Annotated in this window: 15 protein-coding genes; 8 read left to right on the forward strand and 7 right to left on the reverse strand. The window is 70.0% G+C overall.

Translation table 11 applies throughout. From position 1 onward, the window contains the following. Positions 1 to 34: 34 nt before the first annotated feature. Positions 35 to 1,093 carry a hypothetical protein gene (locus tag ACFXJL_RS15405; RefSeq protein ID WP_384692560.1) on the reverse strand — a complete coding sequence of 353 codons (1,059 nt, stop codon included), beginning with the start codon at positions 1,091 to 1,093 and terminating at the stop codon, positions 35 to 37. A 154-nt stretch (positions 1,094 to 1,247) separates the two neighbouring features. Here ACFXJL_RS15405 and ACFXJL_RS15410 point away from each other — a divergent pair, with 154 nt between their 5' ends. From ACFXJL_RS15410 to dapD, 3 genes are all read left to right on the forward strand, one after another. Beyond that, positions 1,248 to 1,568: a multidrug efflux SMR transporter gene (locus ACFXJL_RS15410; protein WP_329016986.1), complete on the forward strand. Its 321-nt coding sequence runs from the start codon at positions 1,248 to 1,250 to the stop codon at positions 1,566 to 1,568. Continuing rightward, complete coding sequence (locus tag ACFXJL_RS15415) at positions 1,568 to 2,101, forward strand: TetR/AcrR family transcriptional regulator (protein ID WP_384692563.1); 534 nt, start codon at positions 1,568 to 1,570, stop codon at positions 2,099 to 2,101. Before ACFXJL_RS15410 ends, ACFXJL_RS15415 begins: the two co-directional genes overlap by 1 nt. Before the next feature lie 176 nt (positions 2,102 to 2,277). Continuing rightward, positions 2,278 to 3,267, forward strand: coding sequence for a 2,3,4,5-tetrahydropyridine-2,6-dicarboxylate N-succinyltransferase (dapD, locus tag ACFXJL_RS15420; RefSeq protein ID WP_358877638.1), 990 nt, complete (start codon positions 2,278 to 2,280; stop codon positions 3,265 to 3,267). A gap of 50 nt (positions 3,268 to 3,317) precedes the next feature. Here the strand turns inward: dapD and ACFXJL_RS15425 are convergent, their stop codons facing one another. After that, the gene (locus tag ACFXJL_RS15425) at positions 3,318 to 4,208 is read right to left on the reverse strand and encodes a 4-hydroxy-tetrahydrodipicolinate synthase (RefSeq protein WP_358877637.1); all 891 of its coding nucleotides are present in this window, start codon (positions 4,206 to 4,208) and stop codon (positions 3,318 to 3,320) included. 473 nt (positions 4,209 to 4,681) lie between these two features. Here ACFXJL_RS15425 and ACFXJL_RS15430 point away from each other — a divergent pair, with 473 nt between their 5' ends. Both ACFXJL_RS15430 and ACFXJL_RS15435 read left to right on the forward strand, forming a co-directional pair. Next, entirely contained in the window at positions 4,682 to 5,245 is a 564-nt protein-coding gene (locus ACFXJL_RS15430; protein ID WP_329016973.1) for a hypothetical protein, read from the forward strand. A 79-nt stretch (positions 5,246 to 5,324) separates the two neighbouring features. Then, positions 5,325 to 6,098, forward strand: coding sequence for an antibiotic biosynthesis monooxygenase (locus ACFXJL_RS15435; protein ID WP_384692567.1), 774 nt, complete (start codon positions 5,325 to 5,327; stop codon positions 6,096 to 6,098). A 265-nt stretch (positions 6,099 to 6,363) separates the two neighbouring features. On the opposite strand, the gene ACFXJL_RS15440 is transcribed toward ACFXJL_RS15435, so the two are convergent. Then, the gene (locus ACFXJL_RS15440) at positions 6,364 to 8,229 is read right to left on the reverse strand and encodes an endonuclease/exonuclease/phosphatase family protein (RefSeq protein WP_384692570.1); all 1,866 of its coding nucleotides are present in this window, start codon (positions 8,227 to 8,229) and stop codon (positions 6,364 to 6,366) included. A gap of 340 nt (positions 8,230 to 8,569) precedes the next feature. On the opposite strand from ACFXJL_RS15440, the gene ACFXJL_RS15445 reads away from it, so the two are divergent. After that, complete coding sequence (locus ACFXJL_RS15445) at positions 8,570 to 10,009, forward strand: hypothetical protein (RefSeq protein WP_358877634.1); 1,440 nt, start codon at positions 8,570 to 8,572, stop codon at positions 10,007 to 10,009. Between the two features lie 236 nt (positions 10,010 to 10,245). Here the strand turns inward: ACFXJL_RS15445 and ACFXJL_RS15450 are convergent, their stop codons facing one another. The 3 genes from ACFXJL_RS15450 to ACFXJL_RS15460 all read right to left on the reverse strand — a co-directional run bounded on the left by ACFXJL_RS15450 (position 10,246) and on the right by ACFXJL_RS15460 (position 13,050). Continuing rightward, positions 10,246 to 11,295, reverse strand: coding sequence for an aminotransferase class V-fold PLP-dependent enzyme (locus ACFXJL_RS15450; RefSeq protein WP_384692574.1), 1,050 nt, complete (start codon positions 11,293 to 11,295; stop codon positions 10,246 to 10,248). A 99-nt stretch (positions 11,296 to 11,394) separates the two neighbouring features. After that, positions 11,395 to 12,102, reverse strand: a complete 708-nt coding sequence (locus ACFXJL_RS15455) for a DsbA family oxidoreductase (RefSeq protein ID WP_384692577.1) — start codon at positions 12,100 to 12,102, stop codon at positions 11,395 to 11,397. A 333-nt stretch (positions 12,103 to 12,435) separates the two neighbouring features. Next, positions 12,436 to 13,050, reverse strand: coding sequence for a DUF1349 domain-containing protein (locus ACFXJL_RS15460; RefSeq protein WP_384692580.1), 615 nt, complete (start codon positions 13,048 to 13,050; stop codon positions 12,436 to 12,438). 386 nt (positions 13,051 to 13,436) lie between these two features. Here ACFXJL_RS15460 and ACFXJL_RS15465 point away from each other — a divergent pair, with 386 nt between their 5' ends. Next, the gene (locus tag ACFXJL_RS15465) at positions 13,437 to 14,207 is read left to right on the forward strand and encodes an IclR family transcriptional regulator (protein WP_384692583.1); all 771 of its coding nucleotides are present in this window, start codon (positions 13,437 to 13,439) and stop codon (positions 14,205 to 14,207) included. A 148-nt stretch (positions 14,208 to 14,355) separates the two neighbouring features. Then, positions 14,356 to 15,804: a penicillin-binding protein 2 gene (locus ACFXJL_RS15470; RefSeq protein ID WP_358877629.1), complete on the forward strand. Its 1,449-nt coding sequence runs from the start codon at positions 14,356 to 14,358 to the stop codon at positions 15,802 to 15,804. 2 nt (positions 15,805 to 15,806) lie between these two features. Here ACFXJL_RS15470 and ACFXJL_RS15475 read toward each other — a convergent pair whose 3' ends face one another. Then, positions 15,807 to 16,460, reverse strand: coding sequence for a GntR family transcriptional regulator (locus tag ACFXJL_RS15475; RefSeq protein ID WP_384692586.1), 654 nt, complete (start codon positions 16,458 to 16,460; stop codon positions 15,807 to 15,809). Positions 16,461 to 16,654: the final 194 nt, after the last annotated feature.

Genomic DNA, 16,654 nt, shown 5'->3' on the forward strand with positions numbered 1-16,654 from the left:
GGCCCATGTGCATGTGCGATCGCGGCATGCGGTCCTAGGTGCCGGACCGTATGCGGTCGGTGTCGTCGGCCCGTGTCATGGCCGCTGCCGCAAGGGCGGGTCCCAACTGCTCCGTGCGGAGCCGGCGATCCACGTAGAGCACGCCCAGGGCGAGTTGGGGCAGCACGGTGATCAGCATCTGATGGATCAGCTGGCCCAACACTCCCAGGAGCAGCAGCGGTCCGTAGCCGATCAGTGCGGCGGCGAACGAGGGGTCGGACCCGGTGTCCAGTACCTCCCCGGCCTCTCCGGGCAGCATCCGGACGGCGTTCAACATCAGGCGGAGCAGCAGAGCCACCGCCGAGGCGACCAGCAGGGCGAGCAGTGCGATCCCGAAGGTGCGCCACCAGACACCCCGCACCAGCAGGGAGGAGCGGCGCAGGGCCGTCGCCGCGCTCTGCCGCTCGAAGACGGCGACGGCGGGAGCCAGACTGAACCGTACGGCCAACCAGAACGCCGGGCCGGCCAGGACGAGCGCGATCAGCAAGGCGGACGGCACCAGCGGTGACACCTTTCCGTCGCCTTCCAGCAGGGAGAACAGCGCCACCAGTGCGGCGACGCCGAACAGGCCGGCCGGGATCGCCAGCAGGAGTCCGCTGACCAGGACCGTCATGGTCACGGACGGAAGTCGCTCCAGGGTGCGGTGCCACAGTTCGGCCCAACCGATCGGCCGGCCGACGATTGCCTCCTGGAGCACTGTGGCCGACGCCGTGCACACCGTGGCCGTGGCGAGCAGGAGCCCGATGGCCGCGATCGCACCGACCCCGATCAGCGCCAGGGTGGCCGTGGGCCCCTCGCCCGGTTGTTCGGCGTCCAGCAGTCCGTTGAGCAACCCGGCTTCATAGGCGATCCCGTAGCCGGCGATGACGGCGACGGCCACCGTCCCGTAGGCGATGACGCCGATGCCGAGCAGGTGTTTCCCGTAGCGGCGCATCGTGGTGAGCGCTCCACCGAGGATGTCGCCGACGCTCAGGGGCGCCCACGGGATCACCCCCGGGTGAGGACAAGGCGGGGGTGCGGACCCGTGTCCCTCGGTGCGGGTGTCGTCTGCCACTGGGTCTCCTGTGTCCTGTGCCGGAGTGCGGAGCCGTTTCCGGTGAGCCTCGCCGTTGCAGGCTCGGACGGACCGATCGGCGTCCCCGGTTGCGATCCGCGCGGAGGGACCATTTTGTGTACGGGCGTACGCATCGTTGTGTACGCTCGTACACATGGGATACGCACTCCTGGCCGCGGCCATCGTCGCCGAGGTGGCCGGCACCACCGCCATGAAGTACAGCGAAGGCTTCACCCGGCTCTGGCCGTCGATCCTGACCGTCCTCGGCTATCTGCTCGCCTTCTCCCTCCTGGCCCAGACCTTGAAGACCCTCTCCGTGGGCACCGCGTACGCGATCTGGGCGGGCGTGGGCACGGCGGCCGTCGCCGGCATCGGAATGATCTTCCTGGGGGAGACCGTCAGCCTGGCCAAGTTCGCCGGCATCGGCCTGGTGATCGCAGGCGTCATGGTGCTCAACCTCGGCGGAGCCCACTGATGGCCCGACGCCATGACCCGGAGCGACGACAACGCATCATCGACGCCGCGATCCGGATCGTCGGTGAGGGCGGCATCACCGCCCTCACCCACCGCACGGTGGCCGCAGCCGCCGATGTGCCGCTCGGCTCCACGACGTACCACTTCGCCTCCCTCGATGAACTGCTGATCGCCGCGCTGCGCCAGATCAACCAGTGCTTCGTGGCAGCCCTCCGCGCCATCGACCCCCGCCCCACCGCCGCGCTCCCCGCCATCCTGGCCAAGACCATGGGGGAGTGGTTGGCCGCGGACCGCACCCGGGTTGAACTGGAGTACGAGCTCTATCTCGCGGCCCTGCGCCGCCCCGCGCTGCGCCCGGTCGCGGCCGAGTGGACCCATGGCGTCGTGGACCACCTCAGCCAGGGCACCGACCGGGCCACCGCACGGGCACTGGTCGCGCTGCTGGACGGAATCTGCCTCCAGGTCCTTCTGTCGAACGTCCCGTACGACGAGGAGTACGCACGGGAGATGCTCGGGCGCGTACTGCGTTCCTGAACTCGGGCGGAGCCTTCGCGGTCCCACGAACGGGGTGCCGCGGGAGCCCGATGGTGATGCCGTCCGGCCGGGTGGCGGCGGTGGTCGTCGCGGTCGCCGTCGACACCAGGGCGACCGCCGGGGCGGCGCATGAGACCGGTTCGCCCACCGGGCGCGGTGCGCGTTAGGTTCTCCCCATGACCGATACCACCGCCTCGCGCACCACCGGCGCCGCAGCCGCCGGGCTCGCCACCCTCGCTGCTGACGGAACCGTCCTCGACACCTGGTTCCCCGCCCCCGCCCTCGCGGCCGAGCCCGGCCCCGCGGGAACCGAGCGGCTCACCGCCGAACAGGCCGTCGAACAACTCGGCGCAGGGGCCGCCAAGGCGTTGGGGCCGGACACCCGCAGGGGAGTGGAGGTCATCGCCGTCCGTACGGTCATCTCCTCGCTCGACGAGAAGCCGCTGGACGCCCACGACGCCTATCTGCGGCTGCACCTGCTCTCCCACCGGCTCGTCAAGCCGCACGGCCAGAGCCTTGAAGGTGTGTTCGGGCTCCTCTCCAACGTGGCCTGGACCTCGCTGGGCCCGGTCGCCGTCGACGACATCGAGACGGTACGGCTCAATGCCCGCGCCGAGGGGCTGCACCTCCAGGTGACCAGCATCGACAAGTTCCCGCGCATGACGGACTACGTCGCACCCAAGGGCGTGCGCATCGCCGACGCCGACCGGGTGCGGCTCGGTGCCCACCTCGCCGAGGGCACCACCGTGATGCACGAGGGCTTCGTGAACTTCAACGCCGGCACGCTCGGAACGTCCATGGTCGAGGGCCGCATCTCCGCCGGCGTCGTCGTCGGTGACGGTTCCGACATCGGCGGCGGCGCGTCCACCATGGGCACCCTCTCCGGCGGCGGCAACGTCATCATCTCCATCGGCGAGCGCTGTCTGATCGGTGCCGAAGCCGGTGTGGGGATCGCACTCGGCGACGAGTGCGTGGTCGAGGCGGGCCTGTACATCACCGCCGGCACCCGCATCACCATGCCCGACGGAGAGATCGTCAAGGCCCGGGAACTCTCCGGAGCCAGCAACATCCTCTTCCGCCGCAACTCGGTGACCGGCACGGTCGAAGCCCGGCCCAACAACGCGGTCTGGGGCGGCCTCAACGACGTCCTGCACAGCCACAACTAGGCGGCTCGGACCGCGGGTGGCGGTGCACTCACCGCCACCCTCGGGTCCGCTCAGCTCCACTCGTCGTGGTGGGACAGCAGCACGTCATGGGCGGCCCGCAGCCGTTCCACCGTCAGCGGGTCGGCGCTCTGCAGCGGGGCCCTGACACCACCCGCGCCGATGACCGCCTTGGCCGTCACCGCTCCCGGAAGCCCCGCGGCCATCATCAACTCGACCAGGGGCAGGGCCAGTCGGTTCAGTCGGGCCGCCCGACCGGTCTCCCCGCGGTCGAAGGCGTCCAGTACCGCCCTGAACACTTCGGGCACCGCATTGGCGACCGTGCTCACCTGGCCCGCGCCCCCCACCGCATACAGCGGAAGGTTGAGCTCCTCGCAGCCGGAGTAGTACGCGAGCGAGGTGTTCGCGATCACCTTCGTGGACCCCAGCAGATCCTGTGCGCAGTCCTTCACCGCCACGATCCTCGGGTGCTCCGCCAGCCGCAGCAGCGTCTCCACCTCGACCCTGACACCGGTGCGGCCAGGGATGTCGTAGACCATCAACGGAACGCCCACCGCGTCCGCGACCTGGCGGAAATGAGCCTCGATGGCAGGCTGCGGCGGACAGCTGTAGTACGGCGCCACCACCAACAGCCCGTCCGCGCCCGCCCGTTCGGCCTCCCGGGCCAGCGCGACCGTGTGTCGGGTGTCCGCGCTACCCACTCCGGCCACCACCGCCACCGCACCGCCCACGGCCTCCCGCACCGCGCGCACCAGTGCGGTCTTCTCCGCATCGGACGTGGTCGGGGCCTCGCCCGTGGTGCCGTTGAGGACCAGTCCGTCGCAGCCACCGTCCACCAGCCGCACCGCATGGCGGGCGGCAGCAGCCACATCGAGCGCCCCGGACCCATCGAAGGGGGTGATCATTGCGCACAGAGAACGGCCGAAGGGGCGCGGTGTCGTCATGGCCGCAGTCTTCGCGCCCCTGACACTTCAGGTCCACTTAGTTCTGCTTTAAGCAAGCGATAAGCAGCACTGAACAGTGACATATGGCTGCGGTCTTGGCCCGATGGTGCTCGGTGGGACACCATGACGGCAACGGGGTCCGGCTTTCGGCTGTCCACCCCCGCCGAGCCCCTCCGTGCTCACTGCTCCCTGCGCTCACGGCACCTCGCACCGCCGCTCCGCCTGCTCGGCCAGCACGTCCCGGCCCTTGCGCCGCCTGCTCGAACCGTTCCATCCGGGCGCACACTCGCGTGCCCGCTCGCCGCTCGTTTCGTCCCAACGGAGGTCTTCATGAGGCTTGGCAAGCCGCTCGCCAAGGGATACGCGGAAGAGGAGCCGCTGGTTCAGGCGGAGTCCGATGAACCTACCCCGGCCTCAGAGCCGGTGCCGAGCGAACAGCCCAGCAAACATCCCGACGAGGTTCCGGTAGCTCCGTGAATCCCCGGCTCCTGGAGGAACGCCCCGCGGACCCTCCCATCGGCTACAAGATCGCCCATCCGGTGCTCTCGCGCGATCTCACCCGAGCCGGGTTCCTCGGGGTCGCCCTCGGCGGCCGGGAGCCCTACACCGTGCTGGACGACGCCCAGTGCGTGTACGGGCGTCGGCACCGGGTGCCCTCCCGACGCTGTGACTGCGGCTTCCACGCCCTCATCTCACGCTCGGGTGCACTGGGCCTCACCTGTACCGCCGAGCACCGTACGGCCGTCCTCCTGGAAGTGGCGGTCCTGGGCGTCTACCTGCGCTACGAACTCGGCTTCCGCTACGCCCGTCAGCGCGTACGCACCATGACCGTCGGCTGTTGCCCCTGCCTCGGGCGCACGACCCTGCTCGCCGACGCCGGTTGGGGAAGGCCCGGCTGGCATGCGATGGAGGCGGCCTGCGGCGGTTGTGTCCGAGGCCGCATGGCGATGACCCTGGCCGATTTCGCGCGCCTCGCGGGTCAGGGCCTCTCGGTGTTGCGGGCCGGACAGATCGCCCGCACTCCGGCCGGCTGTTGACCTCAACCGAACTTGATGTTCGACCCTGGTGATCGACGGCGCACCCATGGGGGGTGCGCCGATTCGAGAGGCCATCACCATGATCCTGTCTTTGATCACCCAGCAGAACTCCTATGCCCGCCCGGTGCTCGACCGGCCCGACTCCCAAGTCGTCAAGGTCTCCACCTGGGACGTCGGCACCCCCGAGCGCCAGCGCGCCACCGTTGCCGCGCTGGAACTGGCATGGCGCCGCCGCGGCTGGCCGGGCGGCGGGCTGCTCTCCTACACCGTGCACTTCGGCGAGGACGGCCGCACCCTGCTGCACTACACGCAGTGGACCAGTGAGGAGGACTTCCAGGAGTTCCTGCGCACCGCCACCGACTTCAAGGAGGGCTGGAACGCCGAGGTGGATGCCGCGGTCCCCGGGATCCGGCGGCTGGGTCTCCATGGGTACGAGCTCTACCGGAGCGCGGCGACCCCGGACGACCGCAGGGTGCCCGGGTCGGTGGTGATCGTCGAGGCCGAGTTCGACGGTCCTGACGTCGAGCGGCAACGGGCCTGGGTGGACACCGTGTTCACCGCACTCCAGGCGGACGCGACCGCGGTCGAGGACCCGACCCGCGCCACACCCGAGTCCGCCGCCCTCCAGGGTGCGGGCATCTCCGGACACTTCCATCTGGGACAGGACGGGACCCGGGTGCTCAACTACGCCGAGTGGGAGAGCGCCGAAGCGCACCAGAGCGCGCTGGACGCGCCCGGCAACGGGATCGGGACGCACTCGAAGGAGTGGGCCCGGGTGCACGCGTTCCCCGGGGTGAGCGGAGGTTCGGTGCGCCGCTACACGCCCGGGCTGACGCTCGGCCCGGGCGTGTAGTCATCGGCGCGCCACCGCCGAGGGGTGTGCTGCTCGTCGGCGGCCTTCACGGCGCACTCGATCCACCTTCCGTGCAACACGAGGTGCACAAGGCGTATGAGGCGTACGAGGCTCCACGGTGCAGAGGACTCCCCAGCGGGCAGACACGTTCATGAGTCGGTGAGTGCGTGGCTCCACGGGTTCACGGGCTCACGGGTTCACGGCTTCACGGGTTCATGGGCGCACGGGTTCACGGGTGCTCATGTGTTCATGCGTTTGCCGGGGTTCATGGGCGGAAGCGCAGCACCTGCGGGTCGTGGTCGCTGCTCTGGTCTGTGAACTCGGCGTTGATGTGAACGCTGTCGTAGCTGAAGTCGTCGATCGACGGGCTGGTCAGGATCTGGTCGAGCACCTGGCTGTTGCCCTGGAAGACGTACGAGTACCGCTCCGAGCGGGGCAGCGATGTGATGGCGGCGCGCAGCGCGCCGTCCGCCGTGAGTGCCTTGGTCGTCGCGGAGAACTCGAAGTCGTTGATGTCCCCGACGACCAGCACATCCGCTCGGCGGTCCGCCTTCAGGATGTCCTTGACGAAGGCGTTCACCGACTGCGCCTGCTGGATGCGCTTGACCTCGGAGATTCGATTCGGCGGCTGTCGGTGGGATGTGAGCGCCTCGTCGCCGCCCTTCGAGCCGAAGTGGTTGGCGATCACGAAGACGGGTCGCCCGCGGAAGGAGAACTCGCCCGCGAGGGGTTTGCGGCTCGCCTCCCAGGCACTGTTCGCGGGGTCGATCCGACCGGGTGACAGGGTCAGCGCCGCTCGACCCCGCTCGCGTACGACACCGGTCGGGGTGGTGGCGTCCCCGCCGGGGCGGTCGGTGAAGGAGACCCGGTCGGGGTTGAAGAGGAACACCTGGCGGATGTTGCCGCCGGGTTCGCCGCCGTCCTCGTTGTTCTGCGGGTCCACGCTTCGCCACTGATAGGACGGGCCGCCCGCGGCGGCGATCGCCGAGATGAACTTCTCGACCGTCTGCTCGGCCGAGACCGTACCGTCGTTCTTCGCCCCGCTGTTGTCCTGGATCTCCTCCAGAGCCAGGATGTCCGGCGAGGCCAGATTGGTCACGACGGCCCGGCCGAGGGCGTCGAAGGTCTCCTGCGGGTCCGACGGATCGAGGTTCTCGACGTTGTACGTCGCGACCGCCAGTTCTCCCGAACGCTGAGGGCGGGTGCGCTCCCGTTCCAGGCCGCGGTCGACGACCGTGCCCAGGGTGCGGGCGGTGAGGGTGTAGCCGCCGTACTGGTTGAAGTCGAGCGGTCCCTCGGACCGGCCGGTCAGCACATCGCCGACGTTCGCATCGGGGAAGGGCTGCTGTGCGACGGGGACCAGGGACTGGACCTTGAGCCGACCGCCGTTCTGGGAGGCGTACGAGCCGTACAGTGCTCCGCCGCGGGCCGTCCGGACCTCCCACGGCTTGACCGTCACCCACAGTTCGGAGAACGCGGTGGCTCCGACCACGGGAGAGGTGCCGATGCTGACGTTGCTCCCCTCCAGGGACTCGTAGTAGTCGAGGGCGAAGGAGCGGGGCTTCAGCGGGAGCGCGTTGACGCTGCCGCCGGCCGCTGGATCGCCGGCCGGGGCGTAGGCGGCCGGCACCGACCAGGCGGCGATGGTGACGGGCGCGGGCAGCGGGTTCCCCGATGACACCACGGTCACCGAGGGGCGCGAGAGCTGGGTCAGGGACTGGTTGCCCGAGGCCGTGCCACCAGGGACGAACTCGCTGACCGTGCCCGACACCCGCACCTCGTCACCGACCGTGACTGAGGGAGTGGAGCCGGCGCCCGTGAAGACGAAGACGCCCTCGCTGGTCGCCGGGTTGTCGTCGGCGTGCGGGTCCTGGAACCAGAAGCCCCGGGACGAGCCGTAGCCCCGTACGCCGGTGACGATGCCGGGGACGTCCGCGACCTGTTGACCCACGAGCGGGGAGATCCGGGTGGTGCCCTGGATGTCATGGATGTGCACACCGGTCGTGCTGTCCACCGATGTCGTCGCGTGCTGGGTCGCGGCCGTGGCGGAGCCGGTGAGTAGCCCCGCGGCCAGTGCGGAGGCGACGAGGGCGGCGACGGCGGCGGTTCTCGGAACGGCGGGGAGAGGCATGAAGACTCCGGAATCGAGGGTGGTCGGGGCGGCACGGTGCTCGTGGCGTCGTTGCGTGCCGGCGGTGCTCGTCTACGGGATTGCCCGGGTGCGGACCCACGGTGGTGGGCCCTGGCGCTCTACGCGCGTCAATCTCCGTGCTGCGACGGGTACTTGTCAAGAGTGGGCGGGGCTGTCGGGTTCGGCCGCGAGCGCGCCGGGGGCCATGGGCTGGTCACCGGTGCGTCAATGGTTGGCCGATGCCCGCAGCCCGGGCGGCGAAACCCGGCGATATGCGTCTACGCTGGAGAACCCCCGGCGCCACGTCCGGGCTCCCCAGACCCTTCAGGAGAAGCCCCAGATGCCCCACGACGGTCCCATCCTGCCGCCGGTGCGGCTGCGTCCGGACGCGGAGCTGGCGCGTGCCGCGCTGGCCGCCCCCCTGCTGGCCAGGGCCGTACGACTGGCCCGCTGGGCAGGGCCGGAGACCCTGGTGGGAGCCGGCGGCGAGCTGATCGAGGAACAACTGCCGGCCGCGGCCGAGGTGTTGGGGCTCGGTGACGACAGCGAAGGACCTGCGTACGCCAGTGAGGCATGGCGCACGGCCGTCGACGCGGGCCTCCTTGAGGTGCACGATCCGGCTGATGCTGATGCCGAGGCATACGGGACCGTCTCCGCGGGGGAGGGCCTGGAGCTGATCGCCGGTGCGCCCCGGGATGTCCTGGCCGTCTGGCAGGAGGCGCTGGAAGCGGTGTACGCCGACGCCATCGCGCCCCTGCTGGACGAGTTGTCCGAGGCGATCGGACCGGACGGCGAGATCGACTACGCGGCCCTCGACTGGGACCCGGACGGCGAGGCCGAATTCCTCGACGGGGTGCTCGGCAACCTCTATCTGCTGACCGTCACCGACGGGGCCACGGGTGGCGAACCGGTGCCCCTGCCCGCCCTCGCCGCCTCGATGATCGTGCCCGACGACATGGGCGAGCCCACGGACGACATCCTGGAACAGGTCTCCGTCGCCATGATGCGACTCGACGACCAGTTCCGGCTGCTGGAGCCGATCGGTCTGGTCGAGTACCAGCCGGTGGACGAGACGCTCATGGTCGACGAGCCGGGCGAGGGCCCTGCCTCGCTGGAGGAGGAAGACCTCTCGCGGTACGGGCTGGTGAAGCTGACCCCGCTCGGTCTCCACGGAGTGCGGGTCCGACTGCTGGAGGCCGGAGTGGCGGCGCCGGTCGTGGGCGAACTCGCCGACAAGGGCGCGGACGTACTCCTCGACGGGCTCGCCGGCTACCCCGAGGCGGCGGCGGGCGCCGAGACCGAGCAGTGGTTGGCGCGGCGCGAGCCCGCGGCGGCTGCACAGGAACTCCTGGCCGCAGCCCGCGGTGCGGACGCGGGCGGCCCCTTGCGCCGACTCCGCTGCCAGCAGGCGTTGGCCCATGTCGGGGCCCAGGCCGAGCCGGAGGTGCGCGCGGTCCTCGACGACGCAGAACTCGGCGGTCTCGCGCGGGTCTGGCTCGCCGAGCGGGGCGCTGCGGATGTGCCGGCGCCGCCGGAGTCGATGGTCTTCTGGCTCTCCATCGACACGATCGCCGCGCAACTCGACGCCGACGGAGAACCCGACGAACTGCGCGGTCTGGTGGAGGGACTGACGGGCCAGCACAGCGGATTCTTCGATGCGGCGTGGCGGGTGGACCACCCGGCGACGGCGGACGTGCTGGAAGCGATGGGCCGCATGCACCCGAACAAGCGTGTGGCGAAGGAAGCCCGGAAGGCGGCGTTCAAGGCTCGCTCCCGCTGAGGCCCCACCCGACGGGCCCGAGGAGCTGTCGTCCTCGTGGCCTTCCGCTCGGTCGTTGTTCGCTTCGGGTGCTTCGGGTGCTTCGGGTGCTTCGGGTGCTCGGGGCTCGACTGGACGGAGGTCGGGCCGACCGAGTGTGCCGTTCGAGGGTCCGCCCGGGCCGGATCGCACGGGGGCGCCGTGCGATCCGGCCGGCTATCTCGGGTACCACTGTCCGTTCCTTCGCCCTGTGGGCTTCACCCGCCTGCCAGCACCCCCAACGACCGCTCCACATCAGCCGTCGAGTTGTACAGGTGGAAGGCCGCCCGCAAGTACCCCGCCCGCTCCGCGACCACGATCCCCGCAGCGGCCAGGTCGGCCGCCCGCCCACCGATTCCGGGTACCGCGACGATCGCCGAGTCCGAGGGCACCGGGGAGTGACCGAGCGCCCGGAGCCCTTCGCGGAACTGGCGGGCGAGTTCGGTGGCGTGCCGGTGGAGGGCGGGCACACCGACCTCCACCACCAGCTCCAGCGACCGCTGGGCTCCCTGGTACGAGAGGAAGGCAGGAGGCTCGTCGTAGCGGCGGGCCGAGTCCGCGAATCGTTCCACCGGCCCATACGGCGGCCCCCACAGCTCCTCGGCGGCGAAGGGCCCCGCGTGGAGCGGTGCCACCGAGGTCTGTGCCTCTTCCGTGAGGGTGAGGAATGAGACCCCCCGTGGGCACAGGAGGAACTTGAAGGCTCCCGTCACCGTGTAGTCCCAGTCCCCGGCCCGCAGTGGGAGCCACCCCGCCGACTGGCTGGCATCCAGCAGCGTGCGGGCGCCATGAGTGGCCGCCGCCTCCCGCACCGCGGGAAGATCGGCGATCCGCCCGTCCGCGGACTGCACCGCGGAGAAGGCCACCAGCGCCGTCCCGGGGCGCACCGCGTCCGCCAGCCCGTTCAGCGGGGCGAACCGCAGTTTGAGGTCTCCGCGGACCGCGAAGGGCGTCACCACCGAGGCGAACTCGCCCTCGGGGAGCACGACCTCGGCCCCGGGTGGCAGCGAACCGGCGATCAGTGCCGTGTGGACGGCGACCGAGCCACCCACGGCGACCCGGTCCTCACCCACACCGGCGATCTCGGCGAAGGAACGCCGGACGGCGATCACCGCCGCGTAGTCCCCGGCGCCGTCCATCCGTCCGGCGGCCAACTCGTCCATGAGCCCCGTCATCGCCATGACGGCTCGGGCGGGCAGCAGCCCGCAGGTGGAGGTGTTCAGATACGTCGTCTCCGGCGCGAACTCGGCACCGACCAGGGTCTCCATGCACTCACCTTGTGCCGCCCCCGACCGTGGGTCAATCGGGCATCGCTGAGTGATTGCCTTCTTTCGGACAGGGCGCTTGGAGCGACTCGGCGGTGTGGATCAGCCGTTCGGCACCGCACAGGCCCCGTCCGGCTCACAGGCCGGTGCGGCGGCGGTGGCGGCATCCGCCTCACGCCCCTGCCACGCTTGTTCCAACGCCTGGGTGAAGAGTTCGACGGGCTGGCCGCCGGAGACCCCGTAGCGGCGGTCGAACACGAAGAACGGCACTCCGTTCGCCCCGAGCTCCGATGCCTCGCGCTCATCGGCACGCACCTCGTTGGCGTATCGCGATCCGTCGGCGAGCACCGCCCTGACCTCGGCTTCGTCGAGCCCGGCCGCCACGGCGACGGCGACCTGCACCTCGGGGTCATACACGGATCGCTCGTCGGCGAAGTTGACCTCGTAGGCCCGGTTCAACAGCTCGTCCTGGAGCCCGCGCTCCTTCGCGAGGTGGAGCAGCCGATGGATGTCGAAGGTGCTTCCGTGGTCGCGGCCCTCGGTGCGGTACGCGAGTCCCTCGGAGCGGGCGTTGGACGCCACGTGCTCCTCCATGGCGCGCGCCTGCTCCAGGGTGCGTCCGTACTTGCTGGCGAGCATGTCGACGACCGAGGCGGTGTCGCCCTTGGCCCGCTGGGGGTCGAGTTCAAAGGACCGGTGGATGACCTCGACCTGCTCGCGGTGGGCGAATCCGGCGAGTCCCTTTTCGAAGCGTGCCTTCCCGATGTAGCACCAGGGGCAGGCGATGTCGCTCCATATCTCGACGATCATGCGGGGTGTCTCCAGTGGTTCGTGATGGATGTGGCCGTGTGTCCCACTCTGCGGGAACACACGATGGTTCCGTTGGATTCCTGCCCGGTAGTGCGTAGTCGGCCCGACCGCGCCGGGGCAGCCATGACCGGACGTTCATTTCCAGCCGTTTCCAGCGATTTCCGGCCTTTTCCGGCTGGCAGAATGGACTGGTGCCTGGCTGGTTCTGGGCATCGGCCGGCCTGGAGTCGGCCAGTGGCCGGTTGTCGGTCTTCGGTACGCGGCTCGGAGTCTCTGCCCGAGGGTGTTGGCACCCCGGAAGATCAGCGGCAGCGTGGAACGCCGAAACGTTCCTCAGGATCCGTCCCGCAGCCCGCTGGGCCACCCTTCCCGGTAGTCGATGTGGTCGAAGCTCACCACACACCCCTCTCCCACCGGCGACTGGGCGAGGAACCCCACCAGCGCGGCGCCCGCGGTCTCCTCGGTCCCCAGCGCGAAGATGCGGACGAAGATCCAGTGCTTGCCGTCGGTGGAGGCGTGGAAGGCGAACGCCCGTCCGGTGCGACTGATGCGCAGCCACACGCTGTCGCCCTCGACCTCGAAGGAGTTGGCGTCGTCGGAGTGGCCCCGGGTGACGACCGTGCAGATCGTGGGCTTGTCCGGGGAGAGCTCCAGACAGAGCTTGGCCCATTCGCGCTCGCCCACGTGCAGATACAGGGCACCCGCGTCGAAGGAAGCCCGGAAGCCGACGGTGACCCGGGCGATCAGCTGGAAGTCGCCCTCGGGTGCGCCCAGCAGTCGAGGTGCGTCGGATGCGGGGTCCAACGAGCTGCCCGCCGGTGGTACGAAGCGGTCCGCCCTGGCGCCCGCCCAGCCGGTCAGCACCCCGTTCTCATGGGACCAGTTGGCCTGTGGGCCGTACGCACGCAACGGGAAGGGGAGCTCGGGCAGCTCACAGGGGTCGATCATCGGGGCAGTGTGCGTCAGAGGGGGGTGGGTCGTCCACCCGCGACACCATCGCGCAGTCCGCTGCGGAGCCGTGCGATGTCGGCTGTGGGCACTGTCACGGCGGAACCCCCCATGGGTAGCGACCTCATGGACCCCAGGGGCACGGGGGGACGCGGGGCACAGGGGACACGGGGGACACGGGGGACACGGGGGATGGGAGGCATGAGTGGCTCTCTTCGGGTCATGTCCCTCTCGTCGGGCCATCGGGCTGAGAGTCCCGTTCCTCGGCTCCGACGCTCCCTCGGTTCGGTAATGTGAACCTCATTCCAGATGATGAACGGCTTCGATCGGCGGCACGACTCCGTCCGACGGCGTCGTCCTCGGTCGAGAGGGGGCTGCTCGCGATCATGTCAGCGGTGGATTCGAGTGGCACACAGGTCAAGTCCGCGGTGCGGACGGTGGAGTTGTTGGAGTTCTTCGCGGGGCAACCCGGAATGCACTCGCTCACCGATGTTCAGGAAGCCGTCGGCTACCCCAAGTCCAGTCTGTACATGCTGCTGCGCACCCTGGTCGACTTGGGCTGGGTGGAGACGGACGCGACCGACACGCGGTACGGCATCGGGGTGCGCGCCCTGTTGGTCGGCACCTCCTATCTGGACGGGGACGAAGTGGTGGCGGCGGCCCGCCCCACGCTGGACCGACTCTCCGACGACACCGGCGAGAGCATCCATCTGGCCCGTCTCGACGGGGTGAACGTGGTGTACCTCGCCACCCGGCAGTCCCAGCACTATCTGCGCCCCTTCACCCGGGTCGGTCGCAGGCTCCCCGCGCACTCCACCGCTCTGGGCAAGGCCCTGCTCGCCACGCACACCGACGAACAGGTGCGGGCGATGCTCCCCGAGGTGCTGTCGGCCCAGACCGAGCACACCGTCACCGATCGGGAGCGGTTGATCGGAGAACTGCCCACGATCCGGGAGCGCGGCCTCGCGGTGGATCGCGAGGAGTCCACCCTGGGTCTGCGGTGCTTCGCGGTGGCGATTCCGTACCGGACGCCCGCCCGGGACGCGGTGAGCTGCTCGGTGCCGGTTGCCCGGCTGACGGCCGGGCACGAACACCTCATCAAGGAGGCCCTGTTCGATGCGCGCAACCGGCTCACCCTGGCGACGCGTCGACTGTGAGAACGCCTTCGCGGTGCGGCGGTCCCCTGGCGGTCCCGTGGCGGGGGCCGCTCCCCGGCTCCGGATCTTCCCTCGGCCCACATGAAGAAAATGTGAGAAACGGGACGTGGGGGAACTCCTGTGGCGATCCCCTTCGTCTTGCAGTGGGATGAATAGGACAATCAGGCATGCCGCCGTCTTCAGTCTGCTGCTGGTGCTCGCACTCCTGGTGCGTGCCACCTGGCTCCAGACCTATGAGGCCGAGGCCCTCGCGGACCAGGAAAAGAACCGACGCAACACCATCGACCAGTACGCCCAGCCCCTCGGGGACATCGTGGTAGCCGGCGCGCCCGTCACCGGTTCCAAGCCCACGACCGGAAGTGATCTGGCGTACCAACGCACCTACACCGACGGCCCCCTCTACGCCGCAGTGACGGGATACAGCTCGCAGGCGTATGGCGCCACCCAGTTGGAGGGCATCCACAGCAAGGTCCTGGACGGCACCGACGACCGGTTGAAGGACCCGGTGGACGCGATCCTGGACAAGCAGTTGGAGCCGGGGGACGTGCTCACCACGATCGACCCCGAGGTGCAGCGCGCCGGATACGAGGCGCTCGGCGACATCAAGGGAGCTGCGGTCGCCATCGACCCGAAGACGGGGAAGATCCTCGGCATGGTCAGCACCCCCTCCTACGATCCGTCGACCATCGCCGGGACCAACGACGGGGAACAGTGGCGCAAGCTCCTCGCGGACGAGGACAAACCACTGGTCAACCGGGCCCTTCGACAGCCCCTGGCACCCGGCTCCACCTTCAAGCTGGTCGTCGCGGCGGCAGCCCTGGAGAAGGGGACCTACGACTCCGTGGACGAGCGGACCGACAGCCCCCTCCCGTACACGCTTCCGGGAACCACCCGCGTCCTCGTGAACGACATCCCCTCCGCCCCTTGTGAGAACGCCTCGCTGCGCACCGCCCTGCGGTACTCGTGCAACAACGTCTTCGGGAAGCTCGCGGCGGACCTCGGACAGGACGAGGTGCGGGCCATGGCGGAGAAGTTCGGCTTCAACGATGACGAACTCGATGTGCCGGTACGGGCGTACGCCAGCATCTACCCGACCGGTCTGGACAAGGCGCAGACGGCGTTGACGGGCATCGGCCAGTTCGATGTCACGGCAACCCCCCTCCAGATGGCCATGGTCTCGGCGGCTATCGCCCACGACGGTGTGATGCAGGCCCCACACCTGGTCTCCGAGGTGGTGGACGGCGACGGGAACACCCTCCAGTCCGGTGGTGGGGGCTCCTCGTCCAGGATCATGTCCGCCGAGACCGCCAAGGAACTGCGCAGTGCCATGGTGACGGTGGTGGAGGACGGCACCGGATCGAACGCCCGGGTCGACGGCGCCGAGGTCGGCGGCAAGACGGGCACCGCCCAGCGTGGTGAGAACAACAGCAAGACGCCGTACGCCTGGTTCACCTCCTACGCCAAGGACAGCGACAACGGCAAGGAGGTGGCGGTCGCGGTGCTCATCGAAGACGCGGGCGGACCCCGCTCCGAGGTCAGCGGCAACGGGCTGGCCGCGCCCGTCGCCCAGAAGATGATGGCGGCGGCACTGAAGTGAGATCAGCAGGTGGCGAGGCCGTCGGGGAAGGCGCGGTCGACGAAGCCGGCGATGTGCCGGCGCAGTGCCGCGGCGGCGCCGTGGGCGTCCCCCTGGAGCGCCAGCCGGAGGATCTCCCGGTGCTCGGCGTCCTCGCGCGCCCCCGAGGGGTCGGCCGCCCACACGACGGCGGAGACGAGGGCCGCCTGATCCCTGAGGTCGTCGAGCATGCGGGCGAGCAGCGGATTGCCGCAGGGCAGACAGAGCGCCCGGTGGAAGTCACCGGCCGCGAGGGAGCGCTCGGCCGGATCGGTCGCCAGCGCGGCCCTGGCGAGGGCTGTCACGGCCCCGTTCAGGTCCGCTTTCAGATCGAGCGACGACTCCACGGCCCGACGCAGTGCCTCCGGTTCGAGCAGTAGCCGGACGTCGTAGACCTCGCGGGCCATCGCGGCGTCCACGGTTCGGACGGTGACCCCCTTGTACTGACTCATCACCACGAGCCCACTGCCCGCCAGGGTTTTGAGCGCCTCGCGCACGGGAGTCTTGGACACCCCGAACCGAACGGCCAGCTCCGTCTCGACCAGCGGCTGTCCGGGCCGCAGCCGGCCGGTGAGGACGGCGTGCCTGATCTCTTCGAGGACGTACTGGGTGCGGGAGGGGACGGGGGCGACGGTCATGGGGCGCCTTCCGCGTCGATCTCCTCCATGGGATGTGGCTGGATGACGCTAGACAGGGTCCGCCAGCGCCGTCAAGGTCATTGCACAGGCCCGCTATGCCTGGTTGCGCTACAGGCGAGGGGAAGGAGCTCCTCCGGTACGCCGCTGGGTGACGGCCGCCCGAGCCCCGCGGTCGGCCCGTCGCAGCCTCGCGG

The organism is Streptomyces sp. NPDC059256, from assembly GCF_042753785.1.
Classification (GTDB): domain Bacteria; phylum Actinomycetota; class Actinomycetes; order Streptomycetales; family Streptomycetaceae; genus Streptomyces.

Excerpts from the sequence above, each read along its gene's own strand:
- ACFXJL_RS15410 (WP_329016986.1), top strand. The coding sequence starts at position 1,248 with ATGGGATACGCACTCCTGGCCGCGGCCATCGTCGCCGAGGTGGCCGGC.
- ACFXJL_RS15415 (WP_384692563.1), top strand. The coding sequence starts at position 1,568 with ATGGCCCGACGCCATGACCCGGAGCGACGACAACGCATCATCGACGCC.
- dapD (WP_358877638.1), top strand. The coding sequence starts at position 2,278 with ATGACCGATACCACCGCCTCGCGCACCACCGGCGCCGCAGCCGCCGGG.
- ACFXJL_RS15425 (WP_358877637.1), bottom strand. The coding sequence starts at position 4,208 with ATGACGACACCGCGCCCCTTCGGCCGTTCTCTGTGCGCAATGATCACC.
- ACFXJL_RS15435 (WP_384692567.1), top strand. The coding sequence starts at position 5,325 with ATGATCCTGTCTTTGATCACCCAGCAGAACTCCTATGCCCGCCCGGTG.
- ACFXJL_RS15440 (WP_384692570.1), bottom strand. The coding sequence starts at position 8,229 with ATGCCTCTCCCCGCCGTTCCGAGAACCGCCGCCGTCGCCGCCCTCGTC.
- ACFXJL_RS15445 (WP_358877634.1), top strand. The coding sequence starts at position 8,570 with ATGCCCCACGACGGTCCCATCCTGCCGCCGGTGCGGCTGCGTCCGGAC.
- ACFXJL_RS15450 (WP_384692574.1), bottom strand. The coding sequence starts at position 11,295 with ATGGAGACCCTGGTCGGTGCCGAGTTCGCGCCGGAGACGACGTATCTG.
- ACFXJL_RS15455 (WP_384692577.1), bottom strand. The coding sequence starts at position 12,102 with ATGATCGTCGAGATATGGAGCGACATCGCCTGCCCCTGGTGCTACATC.
- ACFXJL_RS15460 (WP_384692580.1), bottom strand. The coding sequence starts at position 13,050 with ATGATCGACCCCTGTGAGCTGCCCGAGCTCCCCTTCCCGTTGCGTGCG.
- ACFXJL_RS15465 (WP_384692583.1), top strand. The coding sequence starts at position 13,437 with ATGTCAGCGGTGGATTCGAGTGGCACACAGGTCAAGTCCGCGGTGCGG.
- ACFXJL_RS15470 (WP_358877629.1), top strand. The coding sequence starts at position 14,356 with ATGAATAGGACAATCAGGCATGCCGCCGTCTTCAGTCTGCTGCTGGTG.
- ACFXJL_RS15475 (WP_384692586.1), bottom strand. The coding sequence starts at position 16,460 with ATGACCGTCGCCCCCGTCCCCTCCCGCACCCAGTACGTCCTCGAAGAG.